This is a genomic window from Streptomyces sp. NPDC014733, from assembly GCF_043083385.1.
Taxonomy (GTDB): Bacteria; Actinomycetota; Actinomycetes; order Streptomycetales; family Streptomycetaceae; genus Streptomyces.
Genome location: NZ_JBIBYO010000012.1, coordinates 80167 through 106599, shown reverse-complemented (window position 1 = coordinate 106599; position 26433 = coordinate 80167). Strand labels below are relative to the sequence as shown.

Sequence of the window (26433 nt, the reverse complement as noted above, 5' to 3'; positions counted from 1 at the left end):
CGCCCCGTACATCTCACCCCCACGCCGTTCGCGATCACCGTGATTGAGTGACCCCATGGCTGACGAGACCCCTGCGGGCACCGCACCCGCGCCCGGGCCCGCGATCCCTCCGGCGCTCACCGACGCCCCCGGCTATCAGGTGCGCCGGCTCCACCAGGCGTACCTCGCGCTGTGGGCACGCGAGGTCGATCCGACCCTCACCGGGCCGCAGTTCGCGGTGTTGACGGCGGTGCGGGCGGCGCCCGGCCGGGACCAGCGGTCGATGGCGACGGCGGTGGCGCTGGACACCTCGACCATGGCGGACGTCGCCCGCCGCCTGGAGAGCCGGGGCCTGCTCGTCCGCCACACCGCCGCGGCCGACGGCCGCCGCAAGCTGCTCTACCTCACCGAGGAGGGCGACCGCGCGCTGCGCACCGCCCGCGGCCACCTCGACCGGCTCGACGACCGGCTGCTCGCCCCGTACGGCACCGAGCGGCGCGCCGAGCTGATACGTCTGCTGACGTCCCTGGCCGACCACTGGGAGGACCTGATCCAGGATCCCTCCCGGTAATCGGCCCTTCCGGACGCGGGTCATTCCTCCATCGATACCGAATCGTGTCATTGAGGTGCGATCCGGCGGACAACCACGGAAGCCGACAAACCGTCTCTTGTAATGGCGGAACGTCCGCACGGTGCACCGTGCCCACGTTCCGCACCCGACTGTTTGCGCTCTGTGTTCTGGAGGAACCCTTGCTCGCCGCACCACGCCGTCATGCCGTCCGCTGGATACCCGTTCTGCTCGCGGCGGCCCTGGTGACCTCGTGCGGTACGGGCGCGACCGCCTCCCAGGCCCAGGAGCAGCCCGCGGCCAAGGTCACCGTCACCCCGGCCGCCGGCGGGAAGTCCGCGCCGCTCGGCGATCCGATAGCGATACGCACCGAGGGCGGAAAGATCACCTCCGTCGAGGCGAAGGACGACAAGGGCGCCGCGGTCCCCGGGAAGCTGGCGTCCGGCGGCACCACCTGGACCTCCGACAGCAGGGTCCGGCCCGGCACCACGTACACCCTCACCACGCACACCACGTCGGACGGCGGGCGGAAGGCCACCAAGAAGTCCGTCTTCACCACCGCCGAGGCCGACCGCGTCAACAAGCTCACCAACACCCCGGTCAACGGCCAGACCGTGGGCACCGGGATGCCGGTCTCGATCCTCTTCGACAACCCGGTCGACAAGAGCCGCCGCGCCGGGATCGAGAAGGCCCTCAAGGTCACCACCAGCCCGAAGGTCGAGGGCGCCTGGGGCTGGGTCACCGACTGGTCCGGCAAGGACCGCATCGACTGGCGTCCCAAGACGTACTGGCCGGCCGGCACCAAGGTCACCGTGAAGGGCGCGCTGACCGGCGTCCCGTCAGGCAAGGGCGGCTGGTTCGTCCGTGACTACGACTTCGGCTTCTCCGTCGGCGCCGACCACCGGGCCGTCATCGACGTCCCGTCGCACACCCTGACGATGTACGAGAACGGCAAGGCCGTCGGCACCGTCAAGGGCTCGGCCGGCTCGCCCGAGGCGCCCACCCGCGGCGGTGTGCACACCGTCCGCAGCAAGAACGCCGACGAGACGATGGACTCCTCCACCATCGGCTACGGCGACCAGTGGATGCTGGACGCGAAGTGGGTCACCCACCTCACCGCCTCCGGCACGTTCCTGCACTCCGCGCCGTGGAACAACTCCATCGGCGTGGTCAACAACTCCCACGGCTGCTTCGGCATGACCACCTCGGACGCCAAGCGGGTCTACGACTTCCTGCCGGTCGGCTCCACCGTCGAGGTCCGGGGCACCAGCAACACCGAGCGCACCGACGTCGGCAACGGCCTGGAGGTCTGGCAGGAGAGCTGGCCGCAGTGGCAGCAGCGCTCCGCCCTCGGCTGAGCCCCGCCCCTCCCCCGCATCCGGCCCGGCGCCGTCCCTCAGGAACTCCCCGATGCCTTTCGCGGAGTCCGGGTGGGGCGGTGCCGGTGTGCGGCACCGAGTTGGTGGTCAGAGGGGCTCGGGGTGACCGAAGAGGAGGTCGTAGCCGGCGGGGAGCTGGAGCAGGATCTGCCCCAGCAGGTCGTCGCCGGCGGTGTCGGCGACCGTGGACAGTACGGCGCTGACGTCCCAGGTCGCGGTCTGCTCGGTGGCGCCCTCGATCCAGGCTGCGGTCGCCCGCACGAACCGCTCCGGCGACAGCGGTTCGGCGCTCTGGAGCGGGTTGAGGAGGATCAGCGCGAAGTCCTCCGGCAGGCGTGCCGCGAGCTGGGCGCGGACTTCGCCGACCAGGTGCGCGCCGAGCAGGGCCAGCACCACGCGAGCCGCGCGCTCGGCTTCCTCCACGGTGCCGTACTCGCCGCGTTCCTTCACATGGTTGAGGAACGCCTCGCGTCGCAGAGTCATCTCAGCCGCCACCCCTTCCTGTCCTTCGGACCGCCCATGGGGTGCGGAGGGCGGGGCATGGGGGAGATCAGGTGCCCTCCGCACCCGTCCGGCCGGCGTCAGCCGGAGATCTCCTTGTGTCCGGATCCGACGCCGATGGAGATCTTGCGGGGCTTGGCGCGCTCGGCGATCGGGATGCGCAGGGTGAGCACGCCCGCGTCGTAGTCGGCCTGGATGCGCTCGGTGTCGAGGGTGTCGGCGAGCACGATCTGGCGGGAGAAGACGCCCAGCGGCCGCTCGGACAGCTCCATCTGCACCTCGTCGGCCTTCGCCACCGGCCGCCGCTCGGCCTTGACGGTGAGCATGTTCCGCTCGACGTCGATGTCGATCGCGTCCGCGGTGACGCCGGGAAGGTCGAAGGCCACCACGTACTCGTCGCCATCACGGTAGGCGTCCATCGCCATCGCCGACGGCTTCGACCAGGTACCCGGGCCGATCAGCGTCTGCGCCAGCCGGTCCAGCTCACGGAAGGGGTCGGTGCGCATCAACATCGTGAAAACACCTCCAGCAGGTTCAGGCAGTTACTGCCAATGCGCCTCACTGACACTGTTGTAACATGTCATCCAATGGATGACAAACCTGATGTCATCAGCCTGATGACAAACCCGAGGGAGGTGTCCGTGACCCCGGCCGACCAGCCGTCTCCGTCCCGCGCCGACGCCCACAGTCCGGTGTCGTTCCTTGCCGCCGCGGCAGCTCTTGACGCCATAGACGCCGCCCTGCGCGAAGCCCGGCACAAGGCCCCGAACGCCCCCGCCCCCGGTCCGGAACAAGCCCTGGCCTCCTTGTCGCTGCTGCGGCAGGTGCGCGAGCAGCTCGCCGGATGGGAGACCGGCCTGATCGAAACGGCCCGCGACGCGGGCGCCAGCTGGGCCGACCTCGCCCACCCCCTCGGCGTCGCCAGCCGCCAAGCCGCCGAACGCCGCTACCTGCGAGGCCGTCCCGGCCCGGCCGGGACCACCGGCGAGCAGCGTGTCCAGGCCACCCGTCAGGCCCGGGCCGCCGACCGCTCCACCGCCGCCTGGGCCCGCCGCAACGCGGCCGACCTGCGCCGCCTCGCCGGCCAGATCACCGCACTCACCGGCCTTCCCCCCGCCGCCCGCCGCCCGGTCAACCAGCTCCACGCGGCCCTCGCCCACGATGATCCCGCCGACCTCATCGCCCCCCTGACCGCTGCCCGCCCGCACCTGGCCGCCGCCCACCCCGATCTCACCGCCCGGCTCGACGCCCTCACACCTCCCTGACCCCGCCCGGCGCCCCGCAACAGCAACCCGTTCCCCATCCGCCCCCGGGCCCACGAGGGGAGACCTGGAGACCCACGCGGCCGGCCTGCGGGCCCACCTGGCCTGCTCCCTCCCCAAGCGGTGCCTGGACCCTTCTGGGCTCACCTCGGCGATACCCCCTCACGGACGGCGCCGGGCCGCTGTGTACGAGGCGTAACGCCACAAGATCGACCGGTGTGACACCGGGGAAACCTGAGCTCCCTACCGTCGTCGGCGTACCACGTCCGAGCACGGGAGGAGCCGCACATGACCGCACCCGAACCGCAACCGCGTCGCCTCCCGCCGGTGCGGACCGTCTGTTCGTACTGCGGGGTGGGGTGCGGCGTCGTCCTCGACGTGGCGGCCGGTCCCGACGGGCGGCGGACGGTCCGCCGGGCCTCCGGCGACAAGGCGCATCCGGCCAACTCCGGGCGGCTGTGCGCCAAAGGTGCCACCGGCGCGGAGCTGATGGCCGCGCCGGGACGGCTCACCGGGGCACTGCGCCGCCCGCGCCGCGGAGCGGCACCCGAGCCGGTCGCCATGGAGGCGGCGATCGCCGAGACCGCCCGGCGGCTGCGCGCCGTCGCCGAGACGCACGGCCCGGACGCGGTGGCCCTCTACGTCTCCGGGCAGCTGACGCTGGAGGCGCAGTACCTGGCGAACAAGCTGGCCAAGGGCTTTCTGCGCACCGGGTGGATCGAGTCCAACTCGCGGCTGTGCATGGCGAGCGCGGGCAGCGGCTACAAGCTGTCGCTGGGCGCCGACGGGCCGCCCGGTTCGTACGACGACTTCGCGCGGGCGGACGTGTTCCTGGTGATCGGCTCCAACATGGCCGACTGCCATCCGGTGCTGTTCCTGCGGATGATGGAGCGGGTGCGGGCCGGGGCGAAGCTGATCGTCGTCGACCCGCGGCGCACCGCCACCGCCGACAAGGCCGACCTCTTCCTCCAGATCCGGCCCGGCACCGACCTCGCGCTCCTCAACGGGCTGCTGCACCTGCTGGCGAAGGACGGGCACACCGACCCGGACTTCATCGCCGCACACACCGAGGGCTGGGCGGCGATGGAGGGCGTCCTCGCGGACCATCCGCCGGACACCGTCGCCGCGCTGACCGGCCTGGCGGAGGCCGATCTGCGGCGGGCGGCGGAGTGGATCGGCACCGCCGGGGCGTGGCTGAGCTGCTGGACGATGGGGCTCAACCAGTCGACGCACGGCACCTGGAACACCAATGCGCTGATCAATCTGCATCTGGCGACCGGCGCGATCTGCCGCCCCGGCTGCGGCCCGTTCTCGCTGACCGGGCAGGCCAACGCGATGGGCGGCCGGGAGATGGGCTACATGGGCCCGGGGCTGCCCGGCCAGCGATCGGCGGAGGTGGCCGAGGACCGGGCGTTCACCGAGGAGTTGTGGGGGCTGCCGCCCGGGACGATCCGGGCCGGCAGCGGCGGCCCCGGCACCGTCGAGATGTTCCGGCGGATGGCGCGCGGCGAGATCAAAGCGGCGTGGATCCTGTGCACCAACCCGGTCGCGTCGGTCGCCCACCGCCGCACCGTGATCGAGGGTCTGGAGGCCGCGGAGTTCGTCGTCACCCAGGACGTGTTCGCGACGACCGAGACACAGGCGTACGCGGATGTGCAGCTGCCCGCGGCGATGTGGGCGGAGACCGAAGGGGTGATGGTCAACTCCGAGCGGAACCTCACCCTGATGCAACAGGCCGTCACCCCGCCCGGCGACGCCTGGCCGGACTGGCGGATCATCGCCGCCGTGGCCCGCGCCATGGGGTACGAGGAGGCGTTCGCGTACGACAGCGCCGAGGAGGTCTTCGCGGAGCTGTCGCGTGCGCACAACCCGCGGACCGGCTACGACCTGCGGGGCGTCAGCCACCGGCGGCTGCGCCGGGGCCCGGTGCAGTGGCCCAGCGCCGATCCGGCCGGGCCGGACCGCAACCCGGTGCGCTACCTCAACGACGGTACGGCGCAGCCGCCCCGGGTGCGGGCGGACGGCAGCCGCCCCCGGTTGTGGTTCCCGACGCCCACCGGGCGGGCCGTCTTCCACGCCCGGCCGTTCCTCCCGGCCGCCGAACTGCCCGACGACAGCTATCCGTTCCTCCTCAACACCGGTCGGCTGCCGCACCAGTGGCACACGCTGACCAAGACGGCGAAGATCGCCCGGCTCGACGCGCTGGACCCGGGGCCGTTCGTGGAGATCCACCCGCGGGACGCGGCGTCCCTGGGCATCGCGGACGGCGACGCGGTGGAGGTCGCCTCGCGGCGGGGGCGTGCGGTGCTGCCCGCGAAGGTCGACGACCGCGTCCGGCCCGGCGACTGCTTCGCACCGTTCCACCGGAACGATCTGTTCGGTGAGTATCTGAGCGTCAACGCGGTGACGCATGACGCGGTCGACCCGGTGTCGTTCCAGCCGGGGACGAAGGCGTGCGCGGTGGCGCTGACGAAGGTGGCGACGGCGGCGGACGCGGGGCGGGGCGCCGACCCCGGTACGGCGCACGGTGCCGGGGCCGCCGCGGCGGTGGGCGCGGCCCGTGCGGAGGCGGCGGTGGGCGCGGCCCGCGGCGGAGCGGCCGGGGGCGAGAGCGTCGCCGGGGCGGTCGGCGGCGGGCGGGCCGGGGCTGCCGGTCCGGCCGGTGCCGTGGCCGCCGTCCCGTCGCCGCTCGCCGCGGTGGCGGCCGAGGTCTTCCACACCGGCGGTATCGCGCCGCCGGCCCTGGCCGAACCGGAGCGGCGCTATCTCGCCGGATTCCTCGCCGGGGTCGGCGCGGGCGCGCCCGGCGCCCCGGTACTGCCGGAGCGCACCCCGCTCACCCCGGACCACGCCCTGTGGGTCAACGGCTGGCTGGCCGGGGCGTTCTCCCGTACGACGCCGCCGGAACCGGAACCGGAACCGGAGCCGGAGCCCCCCGCCGCCCGGGAGGTGCTGGTGCTGTGGGCCTCGCAGACCGGGAACGCCGAGGCGGCGGCGGCCGAGGCGGCCCGCGGGCTGACCGGGCGCGGGCGCCCGGCGCGGCTGCTGCGGATGGACGACGGCACGCCCGCGGCCCTGCCGTCCGACGCCGTGCTGCTCCTGGTGACCAGCACCTTCGGCGACGGCGACGCCCCCGACAACGGCGCCCGCTTCTGGGCCGCGCTCAACGCCCCGGACGCACCCCGCCTGGACGGCCGGTCCTATTCCGTCCTCGCCCTCGGCGACTCCTCCTACGACGACTTCTGCGGCCACGGCCGCCGCCTCGACGACCGCCTGACCGCCCTCGGCGCCCACCGCCTGGTCCCCCGCGCCCAGTGCGACGCGGACGACACGGAGCCCGCCCGGGGCTGGCTGGAGGCGGTGTGGGCTGCGTTGGAAGGGGCGGACGGTGCCGCCGGGGCGGGCCCCGGCGGCACCGGATCCGGGCGGACCGTCCCCCGGCCGGACACTGCCGGTTCCGCGCCCGAGCCCCGGTCCGGGCCCGCGCCCACGGCCCCCCGGGGCGCGACCCGCCACGCCCCCGCCACGGCCCGCCTCACCGTCAACCGCCTGCTGAGCGGCCCCGGTTCCGGCAAGGAGGTCCGGTCCTTCGCGCTCGACACCCGCGACGCCGAGGTCCCCGTCCGCTACGAGGCGGGGGACGCGCTGGGCGTGCTGCCACGTCAGCGTCCCGAGGTGGTGGCGGAGTGGCTGGCGGTGACCGGCGCCGACCCGGCTGCCCCGGTCCAGGTCACCGGCGCCGGCACCGTCCCCCTCGCCACCGCGCTGGAGCACCACCTGGACCCCACCCGGATCACCACCGACCTGCTCCGGCTGATCGCCGACCGCACCGGGGACCCCCTCCTGGCGCGTCTGCTGCGCCCCGAGGCGAAGGAGGAGCGCGCCCTGTGGGCCTGGGGCCGGCAGGCGCTCGATGTGCTCGCCGCGTATCCGGTACGGGCGTCCGCCGCCGAGTGGGCCGCGGCCCTGCCCCGGCTGCGGCCCCGGCTGTACTCCATCGCCTCCAGCCCGCTCCAGGACCCGCGGCTGATCCGGCTGACGGTCTCCGTCGTCCGCTTCGACGGCCACCGCGGCCGACCGCGCCACGGAGTCGCCTCGGCACACCTCGCCGACGCCGAACCCGGCGCGCCGGTGCGGGTGTTCGTCCAGCGTTCCCCGCACTTCCGGCCCCCGGCCGACCCGGCGGCGCCGCTGGTGATGGTGGGGCCGGGCACCGGTGTCGCCCCGTTCCTCGGCTTCCTCCAGGAGCGGCGCGTCCGCGGGCACACCGGCCCCAACTGGCTGTTCTTCGGCGAACGGCACCGCGCGAGCGACTTCCACCACCGCGCCGAACTGGAAGCCCTCCGCGACGCGGGGACGCTCACCCGGCTGGACACCGCGTTCTCCCGCGACCAGCCGCAGAAGGTCTACGTCCAGGACCGGATGCGCGAACACGGCGCACTGCTCTGGTCCTGGCTGTCCGACGGCGCGCACTTCCGCGTCTGCGGGGACGCGTCCCGGATGGCCGGGGACGTCGACCGGGCTCTACGGGACATCGCCGTCACCCACGGCGGTCTCGACGAGGACGGCGCGGCCGCGTATGTCGCCCGCCTCGCCGCCGAGCGGCGCTACCTCCGCGACGTCTACTGACGTCCCGCGCCGCCCGGCGGCGGACGCCCCTACCCCAGCTCCAGGCTGGTCGTCCCGTGGATCCGCTCCTGCCGGACGGGCGGTACGGCGCCGGTGTACATCCGGGTGGACCGGGAGACCGGCACAAGACCGCGAGCCAGCGCCAACTCCTGGGTGGCAGGGGCCGTTTCGGGGACGTCGACGACGATCTCCGTCCCGGGCCCGGCGGCCGCGGCGAGTGCGTCGAAGAGCGCGGCGGCGTCCTCGGCGGTGTCGGCGAAGAGCGGGCCGATGCGGTGTCCGCTGCGGGCCGGGCGGATCACTCCGTAGCCGGTGAGGGCGCCGTCGCGGAGCACGACGCGGACGGTGTGGCCGGGCGCGGCCAGCCAGCGGGCGAGGAAGTCACGCCGGTCGGCGGGGAAGCAGGTCCGGTCGTAGGCGAGGACCGCGTCCCGGTGGCCGGCGGTGAACGGCTCGGCGGACGAGGGCCCGTCGGCCGGAGCGGGGCGCCCGGCGTAGCGGACGGACTCGTAGGCGGCTGCGAACCCGGCGCGCTCGTAGGTGGCCTTCTGGGCGGGGACCGCGTCGAGTCCGATGGTGCGGGTCCCGGCGTGCGGGACGGCGGCGCGCCAGGTGGCCAGGCCCAGGCCCTGTCCGCGGTGTTCGGGGTGGACGAGGTAGTAGCCGAGGAAGGCGTAGTCGTCGGAGTAGGTGACGACGGAGACGGCGGAGACGGTGCGGTCGCCGAGGCGGCCGGTGAAGAAGCCGGCCGGGTCGGTGGGGTGGAAGCACCCGGTGTCGGCGAGTCCGGGGTTCCACTCCTCGTCGGCCGCCCACTGCTCGACGAGCCGCCACTCCTCCACGGAGGCGGCGGCCACGGCGAGTTCGTGTGCGGGGGCGGAGGTGCCGGAGGTGGGCATCGGGGGCGTCCCTTCGGTCGGGGCCGGTGTGCGGCGGGGGTACGCGGCGGCCGTCCGGCGCACCGCGTACCCCCGGGGCGGGTCGGACGGGGTGTCAGATGAGGTCCATGGCGGCGACCTCGTCGGGGCGACCGTAGCTGACCGGCCCCTGGAAGCGGCGACGGGCGGTGGCGAACCACCAGACCGTGGCGATGACGAGGACCACCGCAAGGGCGATCGGCGCGTAGTTGAACGATGCCGGGGTGATCGGGGACGCCTGCGGGAGCATGAACAGCACATTGCTGATCACGATCCAGGTCACCGCGATGAAGGCGACGGGCTTGCCGAATCGGCCGAGGTTCCACGGGCCGGGCTGGAAGTCGTCGAGACGCAGCCGGAGGAATATCGGCACCCCGTACGCGAGGAAGAGACCGACGACATTGACGCTGACGACGGCGGTGAACGCGGTGTGTGACCACCAGCCCGGCAGCACCAGCACGAGCGGGCAGGCGGCGGCGAGCCATACCGCCTTGACGGGCGTACGGGTGCGCGCGGAGACCGAATGCCACCAGCGGGAACCGGGCATCGCGCCGTCGCGGGAGAAGGCGAAGATCTGCCGGGTATTGCTGGTCATGTTGGCGAGCCCGCAGAAGAGCATCGCGCCGATGACGATCAGCAGGAGCAGCTTGGCGATGCCCGGTCCGAGCGCGTCGATGAGAATCTGCACGGGCGGCGCGTCGGCGCTCGCCGCATGGCCGTAATCCTTGATCGCGTACACCAGTGCGAGCATGAGGATGAGACCGGTGAGCGCGGAGTAGCCGATGGCACGCATGATCCCGCGCGGGGCGTTGACGGTGGCCTTCACGGTCTCTTCCGACATGTGAAAGCTGCCGTCGAAGCCGGTGAACGTCCAGCTGGTGACCAGCAGTCCGAGCATTCCGCCGTAAATCGCGTTGGTGAAACCGGTGTTGTTGGCGAAATGGGTGACGAACGACGCCGGTTGGTGACTGCCGGGGATGATCATCAGGGCGGCGACGATCACCACCATGCCGATGAGCAGCCACCACACGGAAATGCGGTTGAACACCGCGACCAGCCGCACGGTGTACGTGTTGGCCAGCGCCTGGAGCAGCAGTATCACGGCGGTGATGGCGACGGTCTGCTGCGGGGTGGCGACGTAGGAGGGCCACTGCATGGCGAGGAACGCCTGGATGAAGGTGGCGGCGGCGAAGTTGGTGGCCGCGGTGCCGCCGACCTGTCCGACGAAGTTGAGCCAGCCGGTGTACCAGGACCAGGCGCCGCGGTGGCGCTTGGCGAGCTTTCCGGCGGAGAAGTAGAGGGCGCCACTGGTGGGGTAGGCGGAGGCGATCTCCCCCATGGCGGCGCCGACGAACAGCACCATGATCGAGACGCCGATCCAGCCGAACACCAGAACCCGCGGGCCGCCCGCGTTCATTCCGAAACCGAAGGAGGAGAAGATCCCGGAAATAATATTGATGATGGTGAAGGAGATCGCGAAGTTGTCGAAGGCGCGGAATCTTCTGGTGAGTTTCCGCGGATATCCCATCGCATGGAGCGTGGCATCGTCATCGAGCGTTGCGGAATCCGCCGGCTCAGGTGTATTCGCACGGGGCGGCGCAATGCGTTCGGACACTACCGCATCCTTTCTGACAGAGCTGATAGGGGGACTTCGGTGGGGGCGAACAGTCGCACTTTCGGCGCTATCGGTACACGTCGGATCTGACGCAGGTGTCCGCAGCAGAAGGGGAATTGCGCTCAGGCGGCTCCGGGGGTCGGGAGACCGCAGGAACGCCGGGCCTTCGTCAATTGTTCTTCGGGCGGCCCGAAAGCACTCCACGGCATACGGGCCGCATAGGGCCCCATCGCCGTGAAGACCTCACGCGCCTCGAATTCACGCTTCGCCATGAACAGCGCATGCGCGAGATAGGAGAGGTCGACCACCGGCACGAAGCGGTAGTCGGCCACATGGGGGAACCAGTGGCGGTGGATGCTCAGCGCGGTGCTGGTCCACTGCGGCTGCTCCCAGGTGCGGTCTGCCAGCAGCGCCGTCGGATCGTACTCGTCGACCAGCGCGACCAGCGGCAGCAGCCGCAACGGCGAGGAGGCCGCGGCGCGCTGCCCCAGGAAGGCGGCGACATCCCAGCTGGCGCTCGCCGAGCCGCCGTTGCGGCTGAAGAAGAAGGCGAGGAAGCGGTGGTGGGCCTCGCGGTGCCAGGGGTCGATCCGCAGGATGTGGGCGAAGAGGTACCACGGCCCGGTGGGCGCGGTGAGCAGGCCCTGCGGCGCCGGGTCGCGGGGGCGCTGGAAGCGTGAGAGTGCCAGCCGGCAGACCCATGGCGTGGGGTCGTCGGGCAGCAGTTGGGCGGCGCGCTCCGCCGCCGTCCGCGCGATACGTACCAGGGCTTCGTGCCGCCGGTCGTCGGTATCCGCCATGCGCAATGCCCGGATCATCGCGACCCGCGCCCACATGAGCGCGGCTTCCGGGCCGGGTTCTTCGGCTATCCAGCGTTCCGACAGATCCGAGTCGGCGGCTTCCGATGCCAGCACCAGCGACCTGTGTGCCCGGACCTCGAAATCCCCCCGAGCCTCTTTGAGTACCTCATGTGCGCTGAAGTACCGGCCGGCCCTGACATCCATGCACGCCTGCGCCAACTGCCGGTCATTGGCCGCCGGACTCCACACGTACTGCCCTTCGAATGAGCCAGCCGCCATGAGCCCCTCCTGGTCCTGAAGGCGTCATCGTCCCCCCGTTCACATTCCCTACGCGCCGAATTAAGCCGGATCGTTTCCCCCGATCCGGCTGTGGCGGGGCACACCCTACTCACCTCCAAGTGAGAGCGAAAATAGTCGCCGGGTATATCGACTTCCGTACCTTTTGCCCCACCCATTCGAGGGGTTATCCCGTCACCCTTCGAACCGTCGGACCACCCTTCTTCACCATTCAAGGAAGAAGCGCATCCACGGATTGGCATATGCGCTTCTTTTCAGACTCATCACATCTGATGATGCGTCACACCAGGTCGTCACCCCGACGCGGCGACGGACGCCCCGGCGCGCCGGACCACTCGACGAGCACGCAGGCCGGACGCCCCCAACGCACCGCGGCCATCACCCCGTTGATCTACGCGCACCCGCCGCGCCCGCGAGGCGGGGTCCGCCGCCACCCCTCCCGTCACACCGAGTGGCGGAATTGCGCCAAAGATGGCGCACCGAGCGGCATTCACCCGCCCGCCAGATTGCCGTTCATTGACACTCGCTTGGTGATCCTTTTACTTTCGAGTGGTGCGACGGCATCCCGCGCCGTCCGCTCCCACCCCACCCACGAACGCCCTGGAGGCCGACATGGAGCAGCTCATCAAGAAGATGGCGCAGGACGACATCTGGCAGAGCTGGCTGGCCGCCAACTCCGCGACCGCCGCGGCCAAGAACGGCTGTGTCAGCGCCACGCCGAAGACCGGCTGCATCAGCGCCGCCCCCAAGGCCGGCTGCATCTCCTGACCGCCCCCACCGCCCCGGGAGGCGACGGCCCCGCGCCCGTCGCCTCCCGCCGGGCGCCCGTTTCCGAGCACGAGTGAAGGTACGCAATGGAGTTGGACGGCCAGCCGACGGCCGAGGTCCGCGCGCAGATCAAGGACATCCCGATCTACCGCGCCTCGCTGGAGCGGGGGCACTTCCCGCTGCTCGACAAGCCGGAGATCGCCCGCGGCTTCCCCGACAACTGGATGACGCCCGCGCTGGCCACCGCCCTGGAGAACGGCGACGCCGAGTTCGTCCTGTCCACCGGCACCCACCACGCCCGGATGCAGATCATCCGGCCGCCCTACTTCCTGCTCCGCTCCTACTACCAACTGTGGAGCGAGCACCCGGACATCGCGCACACCTGGCAGGAGGGCTGCCGCCGGGTGTCGCTGACCACCGTCCTCGCCACCGAGCACGTCGCACGGGTCAACGCCGCCAAGCGCGGCACCGCGCCCGACCCCTCCCCCGGCCCCGACGACCGGCGGCTCGATCCCCGTACCTCGTACGTCAATCTCCGGCTCGACCCGGCGCGCTGGGAGCGCGACGAGGTCCTGCGGATGCTCGGTGAGATCGACGCGGCCCGGCAGGCGCATCCGCGCGGCTGGTACCACCTCGACTGCTCCGGCTACCACCTGGCGCATCTGCTGCTGAAGATCGGCAGGTGGGGCCTGTGGGACGCGTTCCCGCCGCCGGCCAGCATCATCCACGCGTACGAGTACACGCCGGTGAACGTCCGCCGTTTCCTGGCGCAGCACTTCGCCTGCCCGGTCATCGACCTCTTCGGCAGCACCGAGCTGGGCTACCTCTACTCCGGCGACCGCCGCGGCCGCTACCGCCCGCACCTGGACAAGATGAGCATCGAGCTGCTCCCCGTCGCCCCGGGCAGCGAGATCTACCAGCTCATCGTCACCAGCATCCGCAACCCGTACATGCCGCTGGTGCGTTACCGCTCCGGGGACTGCGTCCGTACCGAGGGCGGCGTGCCGGACCCGGAGCGGATCGTGCGGTTCTGCGGGCGCGAGAAGGAGCTGCTGGCCACCGCGCACGGGCCGGTGGCGCAGGGCGATCTCGACGACCGGATGGGCGCCGCCAGCCCGCGGATCTTCCTGCACCAGCTGCGGACCGGCGGCGACGGCCCGGCCCGGCTCGCGTACACCACGTTCGACGGGGCGCCGCTGAGCGACACGGAACGCACCGCGCTGGCGGACGGTGTCCGCGATCTGACCGGCCGCGACTGCCGTCCCGAGCACCACGACCATCTGCCGATCGGCGCCTCCGGCAAGTACGCCTGGCTCGCCACCGGCGCCTGAGCACCGACCGCCCCACGGGAGAACCATGACCGGCACCGCTCCCCCGCCCGCCGTCCTGACCGCCGACGACCTCACCGCGCTGCTCGGCGCGGAGCTGCACACCGAGGTGGTCGCCCACTTCACGCAAACCACCGGCGCACCGCGGGAGTTCGTCGAGCGTCAGGTGACCGAGTGCCTGCGCTACCTCTTCCTCGTCTCGCGCCACCACGACCGGCTCGGCGGTCTCTTCCTCCCCGTGGAGCAGGAGATCGACGAGATCTGGCACTACCTGATCCTCCAGACCCGCGAGTACCGCGCCCTGTGCGAGGAGCGGCTGCCCGGCCGGTTCCTCATCGAGCACCGCTCGATCGCGTACGAGGACTACCGGCGGGAGCCCGGCCGGGAGCAGGTGCTGGAGGAGGCGTTGCGCTGGATCCCGCTGTACTGCGCGGCGTTCGGCGCGTTCGACGAGGGCGCGCTGCCGCACTGGACGATCGTGCGCTTCCTGCACCGGCGGCTGGGGATGTCGCCGGCGGAGATCTCCGCCCTGGAACCGGCCGCCGCCTGACCCTCCGGGGCCGGGCACCCCGGCCTCGGAGTCACGGCGGCGCGCACCCTTCCGCCCGTTCCTCCGTTGATCCGTACATCCGACCCCGCTCGGCCGACCGGCCGACCGAAGACCGAGAGGCGATGATGCGCCGGGACAAGAACACGCCGGGCCGACACCGGCCGGCCGTACGACCGATGACCACGCTCACCGTGCTCCTCCTCTTCCTGCTGGGCGCCGCCGTGCCGACCGCCACCGCCGCGGTCGCGGCGCCCGCGACCGGCACCACCACGGCGGCACCGCCCGCCCTGGTCTCCCCGAGCTACACCAACGGCGAACTCGCCGAGCGCGAGACGGAACGCGGCCACGGAGTGCGACGCGGCCCCCGCCACGCCGTTCCGCTGCCGCCCCCGGGCGCCCCCGCCGCGCCGGACCGCGCCCCGGCCGTCCGGGTACCCGCGGCGAACGGACCCGGTGTGCCGCCGCGGACCGACGACGGCAGAGCGCAGCCGTCCGCACTCTCCGTCCTGCACTGCGTCTTCCGCTGCTGAGCGCCACGGACCGACCGCACCACGCGTTGCCGCCGCCCCCCGGGCGGCGTTCCACGGCCCACCCTCATCAGCAGGAGCCCTGTCCTCATGGACACCTTCATCCAGCACGCCCGGGGCCACAGCGCCCGTATCGCCGATCTCCAGGAGGAACGGGAGAGCTACGGCCGGCTCGCCGCCGGGCAGTCACCGCTCGCCCTCTTCATCACCTGCTCCGACTCCCGGGTCATCCCGTCGCTGATCACCGGCGCGCGCCCCGGGGAACTCTTCGAACTGCGCACGGCGGGCAACGCCGTGCCCCGCTACGCCCCCGGCCGGGCGGCGAGTTCCGAGGCCGCCACGATCGAGTACGCCATGCGGGTCCTGGAGGTCGCCGACATCGTCGTCTGCGGCCACTCGCACTGCGGCGCGGTCGGCGCGCGGTGCCGCGGGGAGGACCTGACCGCGGCGCCGGACGTCCGCGACTGGCTCAGCCAGGAACTCTCCGACTCGCTGCCCCATGACGCGGAACCGGCCGCGGCCAACGCCGTCCGCCGCCATGTCCGCGAACAGGTCGAGCGGCTGCGCGCCTACCCCAGCGTGCGCGAACGGCTGGCGAGCGGCTCCGTCGGGCTGCACGGCTGGTTCTACGAGGTCCACACCGGCCGGGTCACCGTGCACGACCCGGCCACCGACGCGTTCCTCCCGCTGTGAAGGCGGCTCCTCCCACCATGAATCGACTGACAGTGAACCGACTCCCGTCCCTCCGGGCGGACTTCGCCGCATCCCTCGTCGTCTTCCTCGTCGCCGTACCGCTCTGTGTGGGCGTCGCGGTGGCCTCCGGTGTCCCCGCCGAACTGGGTCTGGTCACCGGCATCGTCGGCGGTCTGCTGACGGGCCTGCTGCCCGGCAGCAGCCTCCAGGTCAGCGGCCCGGCGGCCGGACTGACCGTCCTCGTGTACGAAGCGGTGCAGGCGTACGGGCTGGGGACGCTGGGCGCTCTCGTGCTGGCGGCCGGCGCCCTGCAACTGCTCATGGGCGCGCTGCGGCTGGGGCGGTGGTTCCGGGCGATCTCGGTCGCCGTCGTCCAGGGCATGCTGGCCGGGATCGGGCTGGTGCTGATCGCCGGGCAGCTCTACACCCTCACCGACGCCGAGGCGCCCGGTGACGGGCTCAGCAACCTCGCCGGGCTGCCCCGGCTGGTCTGGGAGACGGCCCGGGACGGCGGCGCCGCCACCGCCTTCGCGGTCGGTGCGGCCACCGTCGCGGTACTGGTGCTGTGGCCGCGCTGGAAGCGGGCTGCGCGGCTGCTCCCGGCGCCGCTGGCCGCCGTGCTGCTCGCCACCGCCACGGTGTTCGTCCTGGATCTGCCGGTGGCGCGGGTCGAGGTCAGCGGGCTGCTGGCGGCCGTGCAGCCGCCAGGTCTCGCCGACATCGGGCGGCTGACCGAGCCGCTGGTGCTGGGCACGGTCCTGTCGTTCACCCTGATCGCGTCGGCGGAGTCGCTGTTCAGCGCGGCGGCGGTGGACCGGCTGCACGACGGGCCGAGGACCGACTACGACAAGGAGCTGATGGCGCAGGGCGCGGGCAACGCGGTGTGCGGGGTGCTCGGCGCGCTGCCGATGACCGCGGTGATCGTGCGCAGCGCCGCCAATGTGCAGGCGGGCGCGCGGACGAAGGCGTCACGGGTGCTGCACGGGGTGTGGATCCTGCTGTTCGCGGCGGCGTTCCCGGCGGCGCTGGGCGTCGTACCGGTCGCGGCGCTGGCGGGTGTGCTGGTGCACGCCGGGTGGAAGCTGCTCCCGCTGCGGGAGCTGCCGCCGCTGTGGCGCGAACACCGCGGTGAGGCACTGGTGTTGCTGGTGACGGCGGTGGCGATCGTCACGGTCAACATGTTCGAGGGCGTGCTGATCGGTCTGCTGCTGGCCGTCGCCAAGACCGCGTGGGACACCTCCCAGGTGCAACTGGAGATCACGGTGCCGGACGGGGACGCGCCGATCCGGGTGCGGGCCGTGGGCAACGCGACGTTCCTGCGGCTGCCGAAGCTGCTGGACCAGCTCGCCGAGCTGCCTCCGGACCGCGAGGTCGAACTGGACCTGAGCGCCCTGCGCCATCTCGACCACGCCTGTGCGACCGCGCTGCACAGCTGGTCGGAGCAGCGTCGCCGGGCCCGCCCGGAGCCGGTCCTGGCGTCCTGACCGCACGCGCCGGTGCCCCGGACCTCTCCGCGGAGGGTCCGGGGCACCGGCGCGTGCGGTCAGTCGCGGTCGCCGTCGACGGTGGTGAGCCGGGCGTACGCGGTCCGGTCGCGGCGGCGGATGCGCAGCGCCAGGGCGATCCCGGCGGCGCCGACGGCGGGCAGCGGGACGAGCAGGGCGGCGTTGACGCCGGACGAGGCGCCGGTGAGCAGGGTGAAGTTGCGGCAGACGAGGACGGTGAGCGCGGTCAGCCCGGCGCACGCCACCAGCGGCGCGGCCACCACCCGCCACCGGGGCAGCCCGCGCCGGTCGCCCCGGAAGAAGCCGAACACCGCCGCCGCGGCGAGCGCCTGGAGCACCATGACCCCGACGATGCCGGTGCCGCTGGTCCACAGGAACGTCACCGTGTACGGATCGGCCCCCGCCGTGGCGGTGACGGCCACGGTGACCAGCGCGCAGGCGGACTGGGCGAGGACGGCGACGGCGGGTGCGCGGGTGCGGGCGGCGACGGTGCCGAGGCGGCGGGGCAGCAGTCCCTCGCGGCCGAGGGCGTAGCCGTAGCGGGTGGCGGCGTTGTGGAAGGCGAGGGTGGCGGCGAAGGCGCTGGTGACCAGGAGGAACCGCATGGTGTCGGCGGCCCAGGGGCCGACGAAGCGGGTGGCGGCGGTGAAGAACAGGTCGGTGCCGCCGGGGCCGCGCGCGAGGTCCTGGACCCGGTCGGCCCCGTAGGCGCTGATGATCAGCCAGGTGGTGAGGGTGTAGAAGAGCGCGAGGAAGGCGACGGCGAGGCAGGTGGCGCGGGGGACGGCGCGGGCCGCGTCGCGGGTCTCCTCGGCGTAGAGGGCGGTCGCCTCGAAGCCGACGAAGGCACCGATCGCGAGGACGAACATGCCGCCGGTGCCGGGGGCGGCGAGGTGGGCGGGCGCGAGGACGGTGAGGTCCGGTCCGGCCGGTCCTCCGCCGTGCGCGAGGATCCCGGCCTCCAGGACGAGGAGGACCAGCACCTCCAGGACGAGGGCGGCGCCGAGCACCTTCGCGCTGAGGGTGACCCGGAGGTAGCCGAGGACGCCGATGGCGACGAGCCCGCCGAGCGCCCAGACCCACCAGGCGACGCGGACTCCGGTGAGGTCCGTGAACGCGCCCGCCGTGAAGTGCCCGAACGCGGCGAGCAGCCCGACCTCCAGGGCGTTGTAGGCGAGGAGCGCGACATAGGCGGCACCGGCCCCGGCCGGGCGGCCCAGCCCGCGGCCGATGTAGGCGGAGAAGGCTCCGGCGTTGCGGACGTGGCGGCTCATCGCGGTGAAGCCCGCGGCGAAGACGATGAGGAGGAGGCCGGCGGAGAGGTAGCCGAGGGGCACGGCCGGGCCGGCCATTCCGAGGGCGACGGGGGCGGCGCCCGCCATGACGGTGAGCGGCGCGGCCGCGGCGACGACGAAGAAGACGAGGTCGCCCGTGCCGATGGCGCCGCGTTCGAGGGTGGGGGCGGCCGGCGGGTCGGGGACGGCGGTGTGCGGCGCGAGCATGTGCGGTCCTCATCGGGCGTCGTCGGACGGCGTGCGGGGTGACCGTACGGGTTCGGCGGCGCCGCGCGGAAGAGCGCGGGGCAGGGCAACGGCCGTACACCCGCGGGAAATCGGGTGTGCCGGGCGGCCCGGTGAGCGATCATGGACCGCCGTCCGCCGTCCGCTGCCGAGGAGCCGCCCGCCATGCCCGTACCGCCCGATCCGACGACCCGCCACCCGATGCCCGGGCAGCCGCGGGTGGTGCTGCTGAAGCCGCTGGTGACGTCCCCGCTGATCGAGGTCGGGGAGTTCACGTACTACGACGACCCCGAGGACGCGACGGCGTTCGAGACGCGCAACGTGCTCTATCACTACGGGCCGGAGAAGCTCGTCATCGGCAAGTTCTGTGCCCTCGGCACCGGTGTGCGGTTCCTGATGAACGGCGCCAACCACCGGATGGACGGCCCCTCGACGTTCCCGTTCCCGACGATGGGCGGCACCTGGGCCGACCACTTCGACCTGCTCACCGGGCTGCCGAACCGCGGCGACACCGTCGTCGGCCACGACGTCTGGTTCGGCCACGGGGCGACGGTGCTGCCCGGCGTCCGCATCGGTCACGGGGCGATCATCGGCGCCGGTGCGGTCGTCACCTCCGACGTCCCCGACTACGGCATCGTCGGCGGCAACCCGGCGCGCCTCATCCGCACCCGCTACGGCGACGCGGACATCGCCCGCCTGCTGGCCGTCGCCTGGTGGGACTGGCCCACCGCGCACCTCACCGCACATGTCCGCACGTTGATGTCGGGCAGCATCGAGGAGTTGGAGGCGGCGGCGCCGCGGGGGTGAGGGTCCTTACCCCTTCTCCCACACCACCGCGTCGAAGGTGGCGCCGCCGTCGCCCACGTCGTACCAGAACTTGGTGACCTTCAGGCGGCCGATGCGGTGGTCGCTGGTCTGGAAGCAGATGACCTTGCCGGTTGCGAGGGGGAGATCTTCGGTGCCCCCGCCGCCCACGGCGTCGGCGCACTGCTGGGCGGTGGGGAGCCCGTCGCCGGTCCATTCGGCGACGACCGCGTGATGGGAGGTCTTCAGGAGGCCGTCCATGTCGTCCCAGAACCAGAGGTCCGCGCCGGGGTCGCTGTTCTCGACCACCGCCGGCGGCTTCGTGTCCATCTCCTTGCTCACGTCGGAGTTGTCCAGGCGCAGCGGCCCCTTCCACCGGACGGTGCCCGGCGCGGGTGAGGTGGGGCCCTTGCTCGGCGGCGGCGTGGTCGGGGCGGTGGTGGTGGGAGTGGTGGTGGTCGGGCCCGGGGTGGGGCCGTCGTCGGTGCCGTGCCCGCCGCCGGAGGTGGTGAGGCTGGAGAGCACCACGGCGAGGACCACCGCGCCGACGACCCCGCCCGCCGCGGCCAGGACGGAGGTGCGCGGACCGCGGCCGCCGCCCGGCGGCGCGGGTGGTGAGGTGGGCCGGGGCGGCGCACCGTAGTAGTTGTGGTGGTTGTTGATGACCGTCTGGTCCCGGCCGGCCTGGTTGGTGACACCGTGATCGCGCGCCGAGGCGCCCTGGTGGACGCCGGGTCCGCCCGGCTCCCCCGCTCCGGCCGACCGCCCGTTCCCCGCCTGCTCGTTGACCACTGCCGCTCCATCCCCCGTACCCCGTCGGCTCCGTCACCCCGAGGTTACCGTCCGGCGCCGGGGCAGCGGGGCCGGGCCCAGGTCCCACGGCGCGACACGACCGCCCGGTTGGGGAGTGAATCGCGGGGCCCCGGTGTTGAGTGGGACGGGCCGCCGTGCGGCGGCGCGAGTTGGCTGTGACGACGAGGACGAGGAGCCCCGATGCCTCTTGAAGGCGAGTACGAGCCGAGCCCGACGCCCTGGGTGCGCGAGCAGGTGGAGTTGATCGAGAGTTCCGGCGGGCAGCAGGGTACGTCGCTGCGCGGGATGCCGGTGGTGGTGCTGACCACCCGGGGCGCGAGGAGCGGGAAGCTGCGCAAGTCGCCGGTGATGCGGGTGGAGCACAACGGCCGGTACGCGGCGGTGGCGTCGCTCGGCGGGGCGCCCAAGCACCCGGTCTGGTACCACAATCTGGTGGCCGATCCCCGGCTGGAGCTGCAGGACGGCCCGGTGCGGCAGGACATGACGGCGCGTGAGGTGCACGGCGCCGAGAAGGCCGAGTGGTGGGCGCGGGCCGTGGACGCGTTCCCGGACTACGCCGACTACCAGAAGAAGACCGACCGGACCATCCCGGTCTTCGTCCTGGAGCCGGCCGAGCGCCCGCACTGACCGGACGGGCGGGCGGCGTCACAGGGCGACGAGGGAGACCTCCGTCGCCTTGACGCTCGTCCACACGGCGACGCCGTCGGCCAGCTCCAGGTCGGCGGCGGCCTGCGGGGTGACCTCGGCGACGAGGTCGGGGGTGCGGGGCGAGGCGATCTGGATGCGCAGCCGGGAGCCGGCGGCGGTGATCTCGCGTACGGTGCCGGGCCAGACGTTGCGGGGGCTGCCCCCGGGCCGCTCGCGGTGGACGGAGACGGCTTCGGGCGCCAGGATCGCGAGCGCCGCGGCTCCTGCGGGCAGCGGGTCGGCGGCGATGACATGGCCGCCGCCGTCGAGGGCGAGACCGTCGGCGGTGGCGGTGCCCGCCCAGGCGTTGCGGCCCAGCATCCGGGCGACCCACGGGGAGCGCGGGCTGCGGGTGACCTCGGCGGGCGGCGCGTCCTGGAGGGCCCGTCCGGCGTCCAGGACCAGCACCCGGTCGGCGAGCGACACCGCCTCCACCGGGTCGTGGGTGACGATCAGACAGACGCCGCCGAAGCCCGCGAGATGGCGGCGCAGGGTGTGGCGGACGTGGGCGCGGGTGGTCTGGTCGAGGGCGGCGAGCGGTTCGTCGAGGAGCAGCAGCCGGGGGCGGGCCGCCAGCGCCCGGGCCAGGGCGACGCGTTGGGCCTGGCCGCCGGAGAGCTGGCCGGGGCGGCGGTGGGCGAGCGCGCCGACGCCGAGCCGGTCCAGCCACTCCTGGGCCGCGCGGCGGGCCGCGGCGCGCGGTACGCCGTGGGCGCGCAGTCCGTACGCGGTGTTGCTCAGGGCGCTCAGGTGCGGGAAGAGCGCGCCGTCCTGGGGGACCCAGGCGACGCCGCGGCGGTGCGGGGGCAGGGCGGTGGCGTCGCGGTCGCCGAGGCGCAGGTCGGCGCGGGCGCGCGGGGTGAGGCCGAGCAGCGCCCGCAGCAGGGTGGTCTTGCCCGCGCCGTTGGGGCCGACGACGGCGAGGGTGGTGCCGGGGCCGGCGTCGAGGGTGAGGGTGGTGAAGCCGGTGACGTCGGCGTGGAGGGCGTGGCGGTCCTCGGGGTCCGGGAGCGTGGCGGCGCCCTCCTCGCCGGTGGCCGGGGGCCCGTCGGGGGTGGCGGTGGCGCCCGGCCGGTCGGCGGGGGCGGTGCGGCGGGGTGTGCGGCGGGCGGGGGTTCCGGCCCAGCGGCCGCGCAGGGCCACCAGGACGGCCATGGCGGTGGCGAGGAGCAGCAGGGAGACCGAGGTGGCGGCCTCCGGGGAGTCCTGGAGCAGCAGATAGACCTGGAGCGGCAGCGTCTGGGTGGTGCCGGGCAGGTTGCCGGCGAAGGTGATGGTGGCGCCGAATTCGCCGAGCGCCCGGGCCCAGGTCAGCGCGGCGCCCGCGGCGAGGCCCGGCGCGATCATCGGGAGGGTGACGGTGACGAAGACCCGTACCGGTGAGGCGCCGAGGGAGGCGGCGGTCTCCTCGTAGGCGGGGCGGAGTCCGGCGAGGGCGCCTTCGAGGCTGATGACCAGGAACGGCATGGCGACGAAGGTGGCGGCGACGACGGCGCCCGAGGTGTGGAACGGCAGGGTGAGCCCGAAGGCGCTCTCCAGCCAGGGGCCGAGGACGCCGCGGCGGCCGAAGCCGAGGAGCAGCGCGACGCCGCCGACGGTCGGCGGCAGCACCATCGGCAGCAGCACCAGCGACCGCACCAGCGCCTTCCCGGGGAAGGTGACGCGCGCCAGCAGCCAGGCGAGCGGTACCCCGAGCAGCAGGGACAGGCCCAGCGCCCAGCAGGAGACCAGCAGCGAGAGCCGCAGCGCCTCGGTGACGCCGGGGCTGGTGAGGTGGGTGCCCAGTTCGCCCCAGGAGGTGCGGGCGAGGATGCCGACGAGCGGCATCGCCAGGAACGCCACGGCGACCAGCGCGGGCACCGCGAGGGCCACGGGGGTACGGGCTCCGGGCCGCCGGGACCACGGCGGGCGGCGGGGGGTCATCGCGGCTCCTGTGCTGGGACGGGTGCGGGGGTTCGGTGGCGGGGTGCGTGCCCGGTCGGCCCCGCCCGTCACCGTGCCACGGAACCGCCGCGCCGCGGGCCGGGACCTGCCGTGGTCCCGGCCCGCGGCGGCGGTCAGGGCTGCTGGAATCCGGCCTTGCGGAGGATCTGCCGGGCCTCGGGGCCGGCGAGCCACTTCACGAACGCGGCGGCGCCGGCGGTGTGCTGCGAGGACTTCAGGGTGGCGGCGGGGTAGTCGGCGACGGCGTTCTGCGCGTCGGGCAGGGCGATGGCGTCGACCTTGCCGGGGGCGGTGGCCGCGTCCGTCCGGTAGACGATCCCGGCGTCCGCCTCACCGAGTTCGACCTTGCTGAGCACCGCGCGGACGTTGGGCTCCTGGGAGACCGGCCGCACCGCCAGGTGCTGCTTGCCGAGGACCTGCTCGCTGTACCGCCCGACGGGCACCTCGGCGGCGGCGAGCACCACCTTCACACCGGAGCCGGTGAGGTCCTTCAGCTCGTGGATCTTCTTCGGGTTGCCCTTGCCGACGGCGATGACCAGCCGGTTCTTGGCGATGACGGTCGGCTTTCCGGTGTCGGCGCGGAGCCCGTCCATCGTCTTGGTGTCGGCGGTGACCAGGGCGTCGGCGGGGGCGCCCTGGCGGACCTGGGCGGCCAGTTCCTGCGAACCGGCGAAGGAGAAGTGCACCGTGGTGCCGGGGTGCGCCTGCTCGTACGCGGCGCCCGCCGTCTTGAAGACATCGGTGAGGGAGGCGGCGGCGAGGACCGTCAGTTCGGTCTTGGCGGCGCCGTCCTCCGTGCCCTTCCCCTTGTCGTTGCCGCAGGCGGCGAGCGGGACGAGCAGGGCGGCGGTCACGAGTGCGGCGGCGGCGCGGCGGCGGGTCACGGCGGGCGGCATGGCGGACTCCTCGGGAGGCGGGGCGGGACGGGGCGCCCCGGGCGGGCGGCGCCGGGTGCGGGCGGGGCTCAGGCGCGGTCGATGTGCACGCTGGTGGCCTTGACCCGGGCGGTGGCCTCCGTGCCGACCGCCAGGCCGAGTTCCTCGACGGCTTCGCGGGTGAGCAGGGAGACCAGGCGGTGCGGTCCGGCCTGGATCTCCACCTGGGCCGCCACATCGCCGAGGGTGACGGCGGTGACGATGCCGGGGAAGGCGTTGCGGGCCGAGGTGTAGGACCCCTCCTCGGGGGTGTCGCCGCGGCCGTTCTCGACGGCGAAGGCGGCGAGGTCACGGCCGTCGATCATCCGGCGGCCGCTCTCGTCGCGGTGGGTGGTGATCCGCCCGGCGTCGGCCCAGCGGCGTGCGGTGTCCGGGCTGACGCCCAGCAGCCGCGCCGCCCGGCCGATGGTGTAGGACTGCATATGCGGAAAGATATGCGGGATTCTCACGCATCTGCAATCCCTTCGGGTGATCGACCAGGGCAGCTGCGAGGTTGTTCGGAGGTTTCTCCGGCGGCTGCCGGCGCGCCTGCCCCGGAGCCCGTACCTCCCGTTCCTACCGGCGGTCGAACCGGCGCCGGGTCTCCTCGTCGGCGGGCAGGAAGGTTTCCAGATGGAGCCCTTCCAGGGCGGCGTCGGTGGCGGTGCTGAGGGTGGCGGAGGTGCTGAAGAAGCGGAGCGGGTGGCCGTCGACGTCGATTTCCAGGGTGATGACCGGGCCCGTGGAAGCGGCGGCGCCGGAGGTGCCGCGGTATCCGGCGATCTCCGTGGCCAGCGCGCGGTGGCGCGGGTCGTGGGTGCGCTCGGCGCGGTGGCCGACCTGCTGGAGCAGATGGCCGCCCCACTCCGCGAGGTTGTGGATCCGGCGGGCCAGCCCGTCGGGGTGGAGGCAGACCCGGACCACGTTGACCGGCGGCTCCAGCAGCTCCGGCGCGCAGCCGGCCAGCAGCCGGTCGACGGCGGCGTTGGCATCGACGATGTCCCAGTGGTCGTCCAACAGGAGTGCGGGGTAGGGCAGATGGGCGTCGAGGAGGCGGCGCAGCCCGTCCATCACCACCGTGATCGAGGCGTCGTCCCAGGCGCGGTCCTGGTAGCGCGGGGCGTACCCGGCGGCCAGCAGGAGGCGGTTGCGCTCCCGCAGCGGCACGTCGAGGTTGTCGGAGAGGCGCATCAGCATCTCCGGTGTCGGGTGCGCCTTACCGGTCTCGACCCGGCTGAGGTGCCGGGTCGAGACCCGCGAGCGGTTGGAGAGCTCCTGCTGGCTGAACCGGCGGCGCTCACGCCAGGTACGCAACAGCGTACCGACCGGGGGAACTTCGACTGCGACGCTCATACCAGGAGAGTAGGCGTTCGTGTCCGGACGGCCATGACCTCCGAGGTCATGGCCCGGGCGACCGGACCGGGCCAGGATTTCGGTCATCAGCCCCACGGAACGAACGGGAGAAACACCATGCAGGCTGTCGTGCAGCAGTACCTGGCCACCTGGAACGCCACCGGTGCCGAGCGGGCGGAGCTGCTCGCCGCGCACTGGTCGCCCGAGGCCACCTACACCGACCCGCTGGCGGAGGTCGCCGGCCACGACGGGATCACGGCGGTCGTCGACGGCGTCCACGCGCAGTTCCCGGGGTTCGTGTTCACGCAGGTCGGCGAGGTCGACGCGCACCACCGCCAGGTCCGCTTCCGCTGGGGCCTGGGCCCGGAGGGCGCCGAGCCGCTGGTGATCGGCTTCGACGTCCTCGTGCTGGACGCGGCGGGCCGGATCCAGGACGTGCACGGCTTCCTGGACAAGGTGCCGGCGTAAGGGCGACGCGACGGGGTGGCGGCGGCCGCCCCCTCGCCGAACTCCTTTCACGGCTGCGCTCCTGACGTGGCCTCACCAAGTCGGGCGGCTCGTTCACCGCACCGGAGCAACGGCCGTCGGCAGGACGGCGGCAGCAGGCCCCGCACCCCGCGGTGGCCTGCTGCCGTGCGTCCGGGGCCCGGACCGGGGCCGTGGCGGGGCGGGCCTGACGCGTCGTCGCTCTTCCCGCCTTCCGGAACCCGAACGGGCGAATTGCCCGTTTCTTCGGATTGCGGGCGATTAAGGGCGATGTAAGAGTTGAGGCACTGCCGTAGAAGGAGATGATCCCATGAGCATGGATCGCACAGCTTCGGTCGAGTCGGTGACCCTCGCCGTGGAGGTCGAGGACCTGCTGGACTCCACCGAACCGGACGGCGTCTTCCGGGACACGCGCGAGTGTGCCGGGGCGGCGTTGCTCGCCGGCCTCCTGCTGGCGTCGCCTCCCACGCCCCGTCCCAAGCCGGACGCACGCTGAAAGGTAGTGCGTTGGTAGATCAGGCCGAGGGATCCGGATCCCTGAGCACTGTGATCGCCGATGCCGCATCAGGGGTCGCCCTCGCCCTGCGGGGTGAG

Annotated in this window: 25 protein-coding genes; 14 read left to right on the top strand and 11 right to left on the bottom strand. The window is 73.2% G+C overall.

Translation table 11 applies throughout. The features are described from left to right. Positions 1-55 precede the first annotated feature (55 nt). Both ACF1BH_RS24255 and ACF1BH_RS24250 read left to right on the top strand, forming a co-directional pair. Positions 56-550, top strand: a complete 495-nt coding sequence (locus tag ACF1BH_RS24255) for a MarR family winged helix-turn-helix transcriptional regulator (protein ID WP_391645504.1) — start codon at positions 56-58, stop codon at positions 548-550. A gap of 179 nt (positions 551-729) precedes the next feature. Further along, the gene (locus tag ACF1BH_RS24250; RefSeq protein WP_391645502.1) at positions 730-1905 is read left to right on the top strand and encodes an Ig-like domain-containing protein; all 1176 of its coding nucleotides are present in this window, start codon (positions 730-732) and stop codon (positions 1903-1905) included. A 108-nt stretch (positions 1906-2013) separates the two neighbouring features. Here the strand turns inward: ACF1BH_RS24250 and ACF1BH_RS24245 are convergent, their stop codons facing one another. Further along, positions 2014-2409 carry a DUF2267 domain-containing protein gene (locus tag ACF1BH_RS24245; RefSeq protein WP_391645500.1) on the bottom strand — a complete coding sequence of 132 codons (396 nt, stop codon included), beginning with the start codon at positions 2407-2409 and terminating at the stop codon, positions 2014-2016. Between the two features lie 98 nt (positions 2410-2507). Then, a complete protein-coding gene (locus ACF1BH_RS24240) occupies positions 2508-2939 on the bottom strand; it encodes an Hsp20/alpha crystallin family protein (protein WP_391645498.1) in 432 nt (143 codons plus the stop codon). A gap of 129 nt (positions 2940-3068) precedes the next feature. Between ACF1BH_RS24240 and ACF1BH_RS24235 the strand changes: the two genes are divergently transcribed. Together ACF1BH_RS24235 and ACF1BH_RS24230 are read left to right on the top strand one after the other, a co-directional pair. Continuing rightward, on the top strand, positions 3069-3692 hold the full coding sequence (locus ACF1BH_RS24235; RefSeq protein WP_391645710.1) for a type III effector protein: 624 nt from the start codon (positions 3069-3071) through the stop codon (positions 3690-3692). 285 nt (positions 3693-3977) lie between these two features. Continuing rightward, the gene (locus ACF1BH_RS24230) at positions 3978-8318 is read left to right on the top strand and encodes a molybdopterin-dependent oxidoreductase (protein ID WP_391645496.1); all 4341 of its coding nucleotides are present in this window, start codon (positions 3978-3980) and stop codon (positions 8316-8318) included. A gap of 29 nt (positions 8319-8347) precedes the next feature. On the opposite strand, the gene ACF1BH_RS24225 is transcribed toward ACF1BH_RS24230, so the two are convergent. The 3 genes from ACF1BH_RS24225 to ACF1BH_RS24215 form a co-directional block, all read right to left on the bottom strand. Beyond that, positions 8348-9217 (bottom strand): GNAT family N-acetyltransferase, encoded by an 870-nt coding sequence (locus ACF1BH_RS24225; RefSeq protein WP_391645494.1) that lies wholly within the window; start codon positions 9215-9217, stop codon positions 8348-8350. A 94-nt stretch (positions 9218-9311) separates the two neighbouring features. Further along, positions 9312-10763, bottom strand: coding sequence for an amino acid permease (locus tag ACF1BH_RS24220; protein WP_391645492.1), 1452 nt, complete (start codon positions 10761-10763; stop codon positions 9312-9314). Positions 10764-10972: 209 nt separating this feature from the next. Then, complete coding sequence (locus ACF1BH_RS24215) at positions 10973-11929, bottom strand: hypothetical protein (protein WP_391645490.1); 957 nt, start codon at positions 11927-11929, stop codon at positions 10973-10975. Positions 11930-12559: 630 nt separating this feature from the next. Here ACF1BH_RS24215 and ACF1BH_RS24210 point away from each other — a divergent pair. From ACF1BH_RS24210 to ACF1BH_RS24185, 6 genes are all read left to right on the top strand, one after another. Continuing rightward, on the top strand, positions 12560-12715 hold the full coding sequence (locus ACF1BH_RS24210; protein ID WP_391645488.1) for a hypothetical protein: 156 nt from the start codon (positions 12560-12562) through the stop codon (positions 12713-12715). 92 nt (positions 12716-12807) lie between these two features. Then, entirely contained in the window at positions 12808-14046 is a 1239-nt protein-coding gene (locus ACF1BH_RS24205; RefSeq protein WP_391645708.1) for a hypothetical protein, read from the top strand. Positions 14047-14071: 25 nt separating this feature from the next. Continuing rightward, positions 14072-14593: a hypothetical protein gene (locus ACF1BH_RS24200; protein WP_391645486.1), complete on the top strand. Its 522-nt coding sequence runs from the start codon at positions 14072-14074 to the stop codon at positions 14591-14593. A gap of 176 nt (positions 14594-14769) precedes the next feature. Continuing rightward, positions 14770-15123 carry a hypothetical protein gene (locus ACF1BH_RS24195; RefSeq protein ID WP_391645484.1) on the top strand — a complete coding sequence of 118 codons (354 nt, stop codon included), beginning with the start codon at positions 14770-14772 and terminating at the stop codon, positions 15121-15123. A gap of 87 nt (positions 15124-15210) precedes the next feature. Continuing rightward, entirely contained in the window at positions 15211-15813 is a 603-nt protein-coding gene (locus ACF1BH_RS24190; RefSeq protein ID WP_391645482.1) for a carbonic anhydrase, read from the top strand. 17 nt (positions 15814-15830) lie between these two features. Further along, positions 15831-17297 (top strand): SulP family inorganic anion transporter, encoded by a 1467-nt coding sequence (locus tag ACF1BH_RS24185; protein WP_391645480.1) that lies wholly within the window; start codon positions 15831-15833, stop codon positions 17295-17297. Between the two features lie 59 nt (positions 17298-17356). Here ACF1BH_RS24185 and ACF1BH_RS24180 read toward each other — a convergent pair whose 3' ends face one another. Further along, on the bottom strand, positions 17357-18820 hold the full coding sequence (locus ACF1BH_RS24180; protein ID WP_391645478.1) for an APC family permease: 1464 nt from the start codon (positions 18818-18820) through the stop codon (positions 17357-17359). Positions 18821-19003: 183 nt separating this feature from the next. Between ACF1BH_RS24180 and ACF1BH_RS24175 the strand changes: the two genes are divergently transcribed. After that, positions 19004-19645 (top strand): CatB-related O-acetyltransferase, encoded by a 642-nt coding sequence (locus ACF1BH_RS24175; RefSeq protein ID WP_391645476.1) that lies wholly within the window; start codon positions 19004-19006, stop codon positions 19643-19645. A gap of 6 nt (positions 19646-19651) precedes the next feature. Here the strand turns inward: ACF1BH_RS24175 and ACF1BH_RS24170 are convergent, their stop codons facing one another. Further along, positions 19652-20434, bottom strand: a complete 783-nt coding sequence (locus ACF1BH_RS24170; RefSeq protein WP_391645474.1) for a hypothetical protein — start codon at positions 20432-20434, stop codon at positions 19652-19654. Between the two features lie 201 nt (positions 20435-20635). Between ACF1BH_RS24170 and ACF1BH_RS24165 the strand changes: the two genes are divergently transcribed. Then, a complete protein-coding gene (locus ACF1BH_RS24165; protein ID WP_391645472.1) occupies positions 20636-21082 on the top strand; it encodes a nitroreductase family deazaflavin-dependent oxidoreductase in 447 nt (148 codons plus the stop codon). Positions 21083-21100: 18 nt separating this feature from the next. Here ACF1BH_RS24165 and ACF1BH_RS24160 read toward each other — a convergent pair whose 3' ends face one another. The 4 genes from ACF1BH_RS24160 to ACF1BH_RS24145 form a co-directional block, all read right to left on the bottom strand. Continuing rightward, positions 21101-23065 (bottom strand): ABC transporter permease, encoded by a 1965-nt coding sequence (locus ACF1BH_RS24160; protein WP_391645470.1) that lies wholly within the window; start codon positions 23063-23065, stop codon positions 21101-21103. 134 nt (positions 23066-23199) lie between these two features. After that, positions 23200-23982, bottom strand: coding sequence for a molybdate ABC transporter substrate-binding protein (gene modA, locus ACF1BH_RS24155; protein WP_391645468.1), 783 nt, complete (start codon positions 23980-23982; stop codon positions 23200-23202). A 68-nt stretch (positions 23983-24050) separates the two neighbouring features. Further along, positions 24051-24443: a molybdopterin-binding protein gene (locus ACF1BH_RS24150; protein WP_391645466.1), complete on the bottom strand. Its 393-nt coding sequence runs from the start codon at positions 24441-24443 to the stop codon at positions 24051-24053. 133 nt (positions 24444-24576) lie between these two features. Beyond that, positions 24577-25353, bottom strand: coding sequence for a helix-turn-helix domain-containing protein (locus ACF1BH_RS24145; RefSeq protein ID WP_391645464.1), 777 nt, complete (start codon positions 25351-25353; stop codon positions 24577-24579). 117 nt (positions 25354-25470) lie between these two features. Between ACF1BH_RS24145 and ACF1BH_RS24140 the strand changes: the two genes are divergently transcribed. Together ACF1BH_RS24140 and ACF1BH_RS24135 are read left to right on the top strand one after the other, a co-directional pair. Continuing rightward, entirely contained in the window at positions 25471-25821 is a 351-nt protein-coding gene (locus tag ACF1BH_RS24140; protein ID WP_391645462.1) for a nuclear transport factor 2 family protein, read from the top strand. A gap of 328 nt (positions 25822-26149) precedes the next feature. Further along, a complete protein-coding gene (locus tag ACF1BH_RS24135; protein ID WP_391645460.1) occupies positions 26150-26335 on the top strand; it encodes a hypothetical protein in 186 nt (61 codons plus the stop codon). The last annotated feature ends 98 nt before the right edge of the window (positions 26336-26433 follow it).

What these genes read in the sequence shown, in the direction of transcription:
- ACF1BH_RS24195 (WP_391645484.1), top strand. Translation starts at nt 14,770, where the DNA reads ATGACCACGCTCACCGTGCTCCTCCTCTTCCTGCTGGGCGCCGCCGTG.
- ACF1BH_RS24160 (WP_391645470.1), bottom strand. Translation starts at nt 23,065, where the DNA reads ATGACCCCCCGCCGCCCGCCGTGGTCCCGGCGGCCCGGAGCCCGTACC.
- ACF1BH_RS24225 (WP_391645494.1), bottom strand. Translation starts at nt 9,217, where the DNA reads ATGCCCACCTCCGGCACCTCCGCCCCCGCACACGAACTCGCCGTGGCC.
- ACF1BH_RS24215 (WP_391645490.1), bottom strand. Translation starts at nt 11,929, where the DNA reads ATGGCGGCTGGCTCATTCGAAGGGCAGTACGTGTGGAGTCCGGCGGCC.
- ACF1BH_RS24175 (WP_391645476.1), top strand. Translation starts at nt 19,004, where the DNA reads ATGCCCGTACCGCCCGATCCGACGACCCGCCACCCGATGCCCGGGCAG.
- ACF1BH_RS24145 (WP_391645464.1), bottom strand. Translation starts at nt 25,353, where the DNA reads ATGAGCGTCGCAGTCGAAGTTCCCCCGGTCGGTACGCTGTTGCGTACC.
- ACF1BH_RS24150 (WP_391645466.1), bottom strand. Translation starts at nt 24,443, where the DNA reads ATGCAGTCCTACACCATCGGCCGGGCGGCGCGGCTGCTGGGCGTCAGC.
- ACF1BH_RS24220 (WP_391645492.1), bottom strand. Translation starts at nt 10,763, where the DNA reads ATGGGATATCCGCGGAAACTCACCAGAAGATTCCGCGCCTTCGACAAC.
- ACF1BH_RS24190 (WP_391645482.1), top strand. Translation starts at nt 15,211, where the DNA reads ATGGACACCTTCATCCAGCACGCCCGGGGCCACAGCGCCCGTATCGCC.
- modA (WP_391645468.1), bottom strand. Translation starts at nt 23,982, where the DNA reads ATGCCGCCCGCCGTGACCCGCCGCCGCGCCGCCGCCGCACTCGTGACC.
- ACF1BH_RS24200 (WP_391645486.1), top strand. Translation starts at nt 14,072, where the DNA reads ATGACCGGCACCGCTCCCCCGCCCGCCGTCCTGACCGCCGACGACCTC.
- ACF1BH_RS24240 (WP_391645498.1), bottom strand. Translation starts at nt 2,939, where the DNA reads ATGTTGATGCGCACCGACCCCTTCCGTGAGCTGGACCGGCTGGCGCAG.
- ACF1BH_RS24135 (WP_391645460.1), top strand. Translation starts at nt 26,150, where the DNA reads ATGAGCATGGATCGCACAGCTTCGGTCGAGTCGGTGACCCTCGCCGTG.
- ACF1BH_RS24210 (WP_391645488.1), top strand. Translation starts at nt 12,560, where the DNA reads ATGGAGCAGCTCATCAAGAAGATGGCGCAGGACGACATCTGGCAGAGC.
- ACF1BH_RS24255 (WP_391645504.1), top strand. Translation starts at nt 56, where the DNA reads ATGGCTGACGAGACCCCTGCGGGCACCGCACCCGCGCCCGGGCCCGCG.
- ACF1BH_RS24185 (WP_391645480.1), top strand. Translation starts at nt 15,831, where the DNA reads ATGAATCGACTGACAGTGAACCGACTCCCGTCCCTCCGGGCGGACTTC.
- ACF1BH_RS24230 (WP_391645496.1), top strand. Translation starts at nt 3,978, where the DNA reads ATGACCGCACCCGAACCGCAACCGCGTCGCCTCCCGCCGGTGCGGACC.
- ACF1BH_RS24140 (WP_391645462.1), top strand. Translation starts at nt 25,471, where the DNA reads ATGCAGGCTGTCGTGCAGCAGTACCTGGCCACCTGGAACGCCACCGGT.
- ACF1BH_RS24180 (WP_391645478.1), bottom strand. Translation starts at nt 18,820, where the DNA reads ATGCTCGCGCCGCACACCGCCGTCCCCGACCCGCCGGCCGCCCCCACC.
- ACF1BH_RS24245 (WP_391645500.1), bottom strand. Translation starts at nt 2,409, where the DNA reads ATGACTCTGCGACGCGAGGCGTTCCTCAACCATGTGAAGGAACGCGGC.
- ACF1BH_RS24165 (WP_391645472.1), top strand. Translation starts at nt 20,636, where the DNA reads ATGCCTCTTGAAGGCGAGTACGAGCCGAGCCCGACGCCCTGGGTGCGC.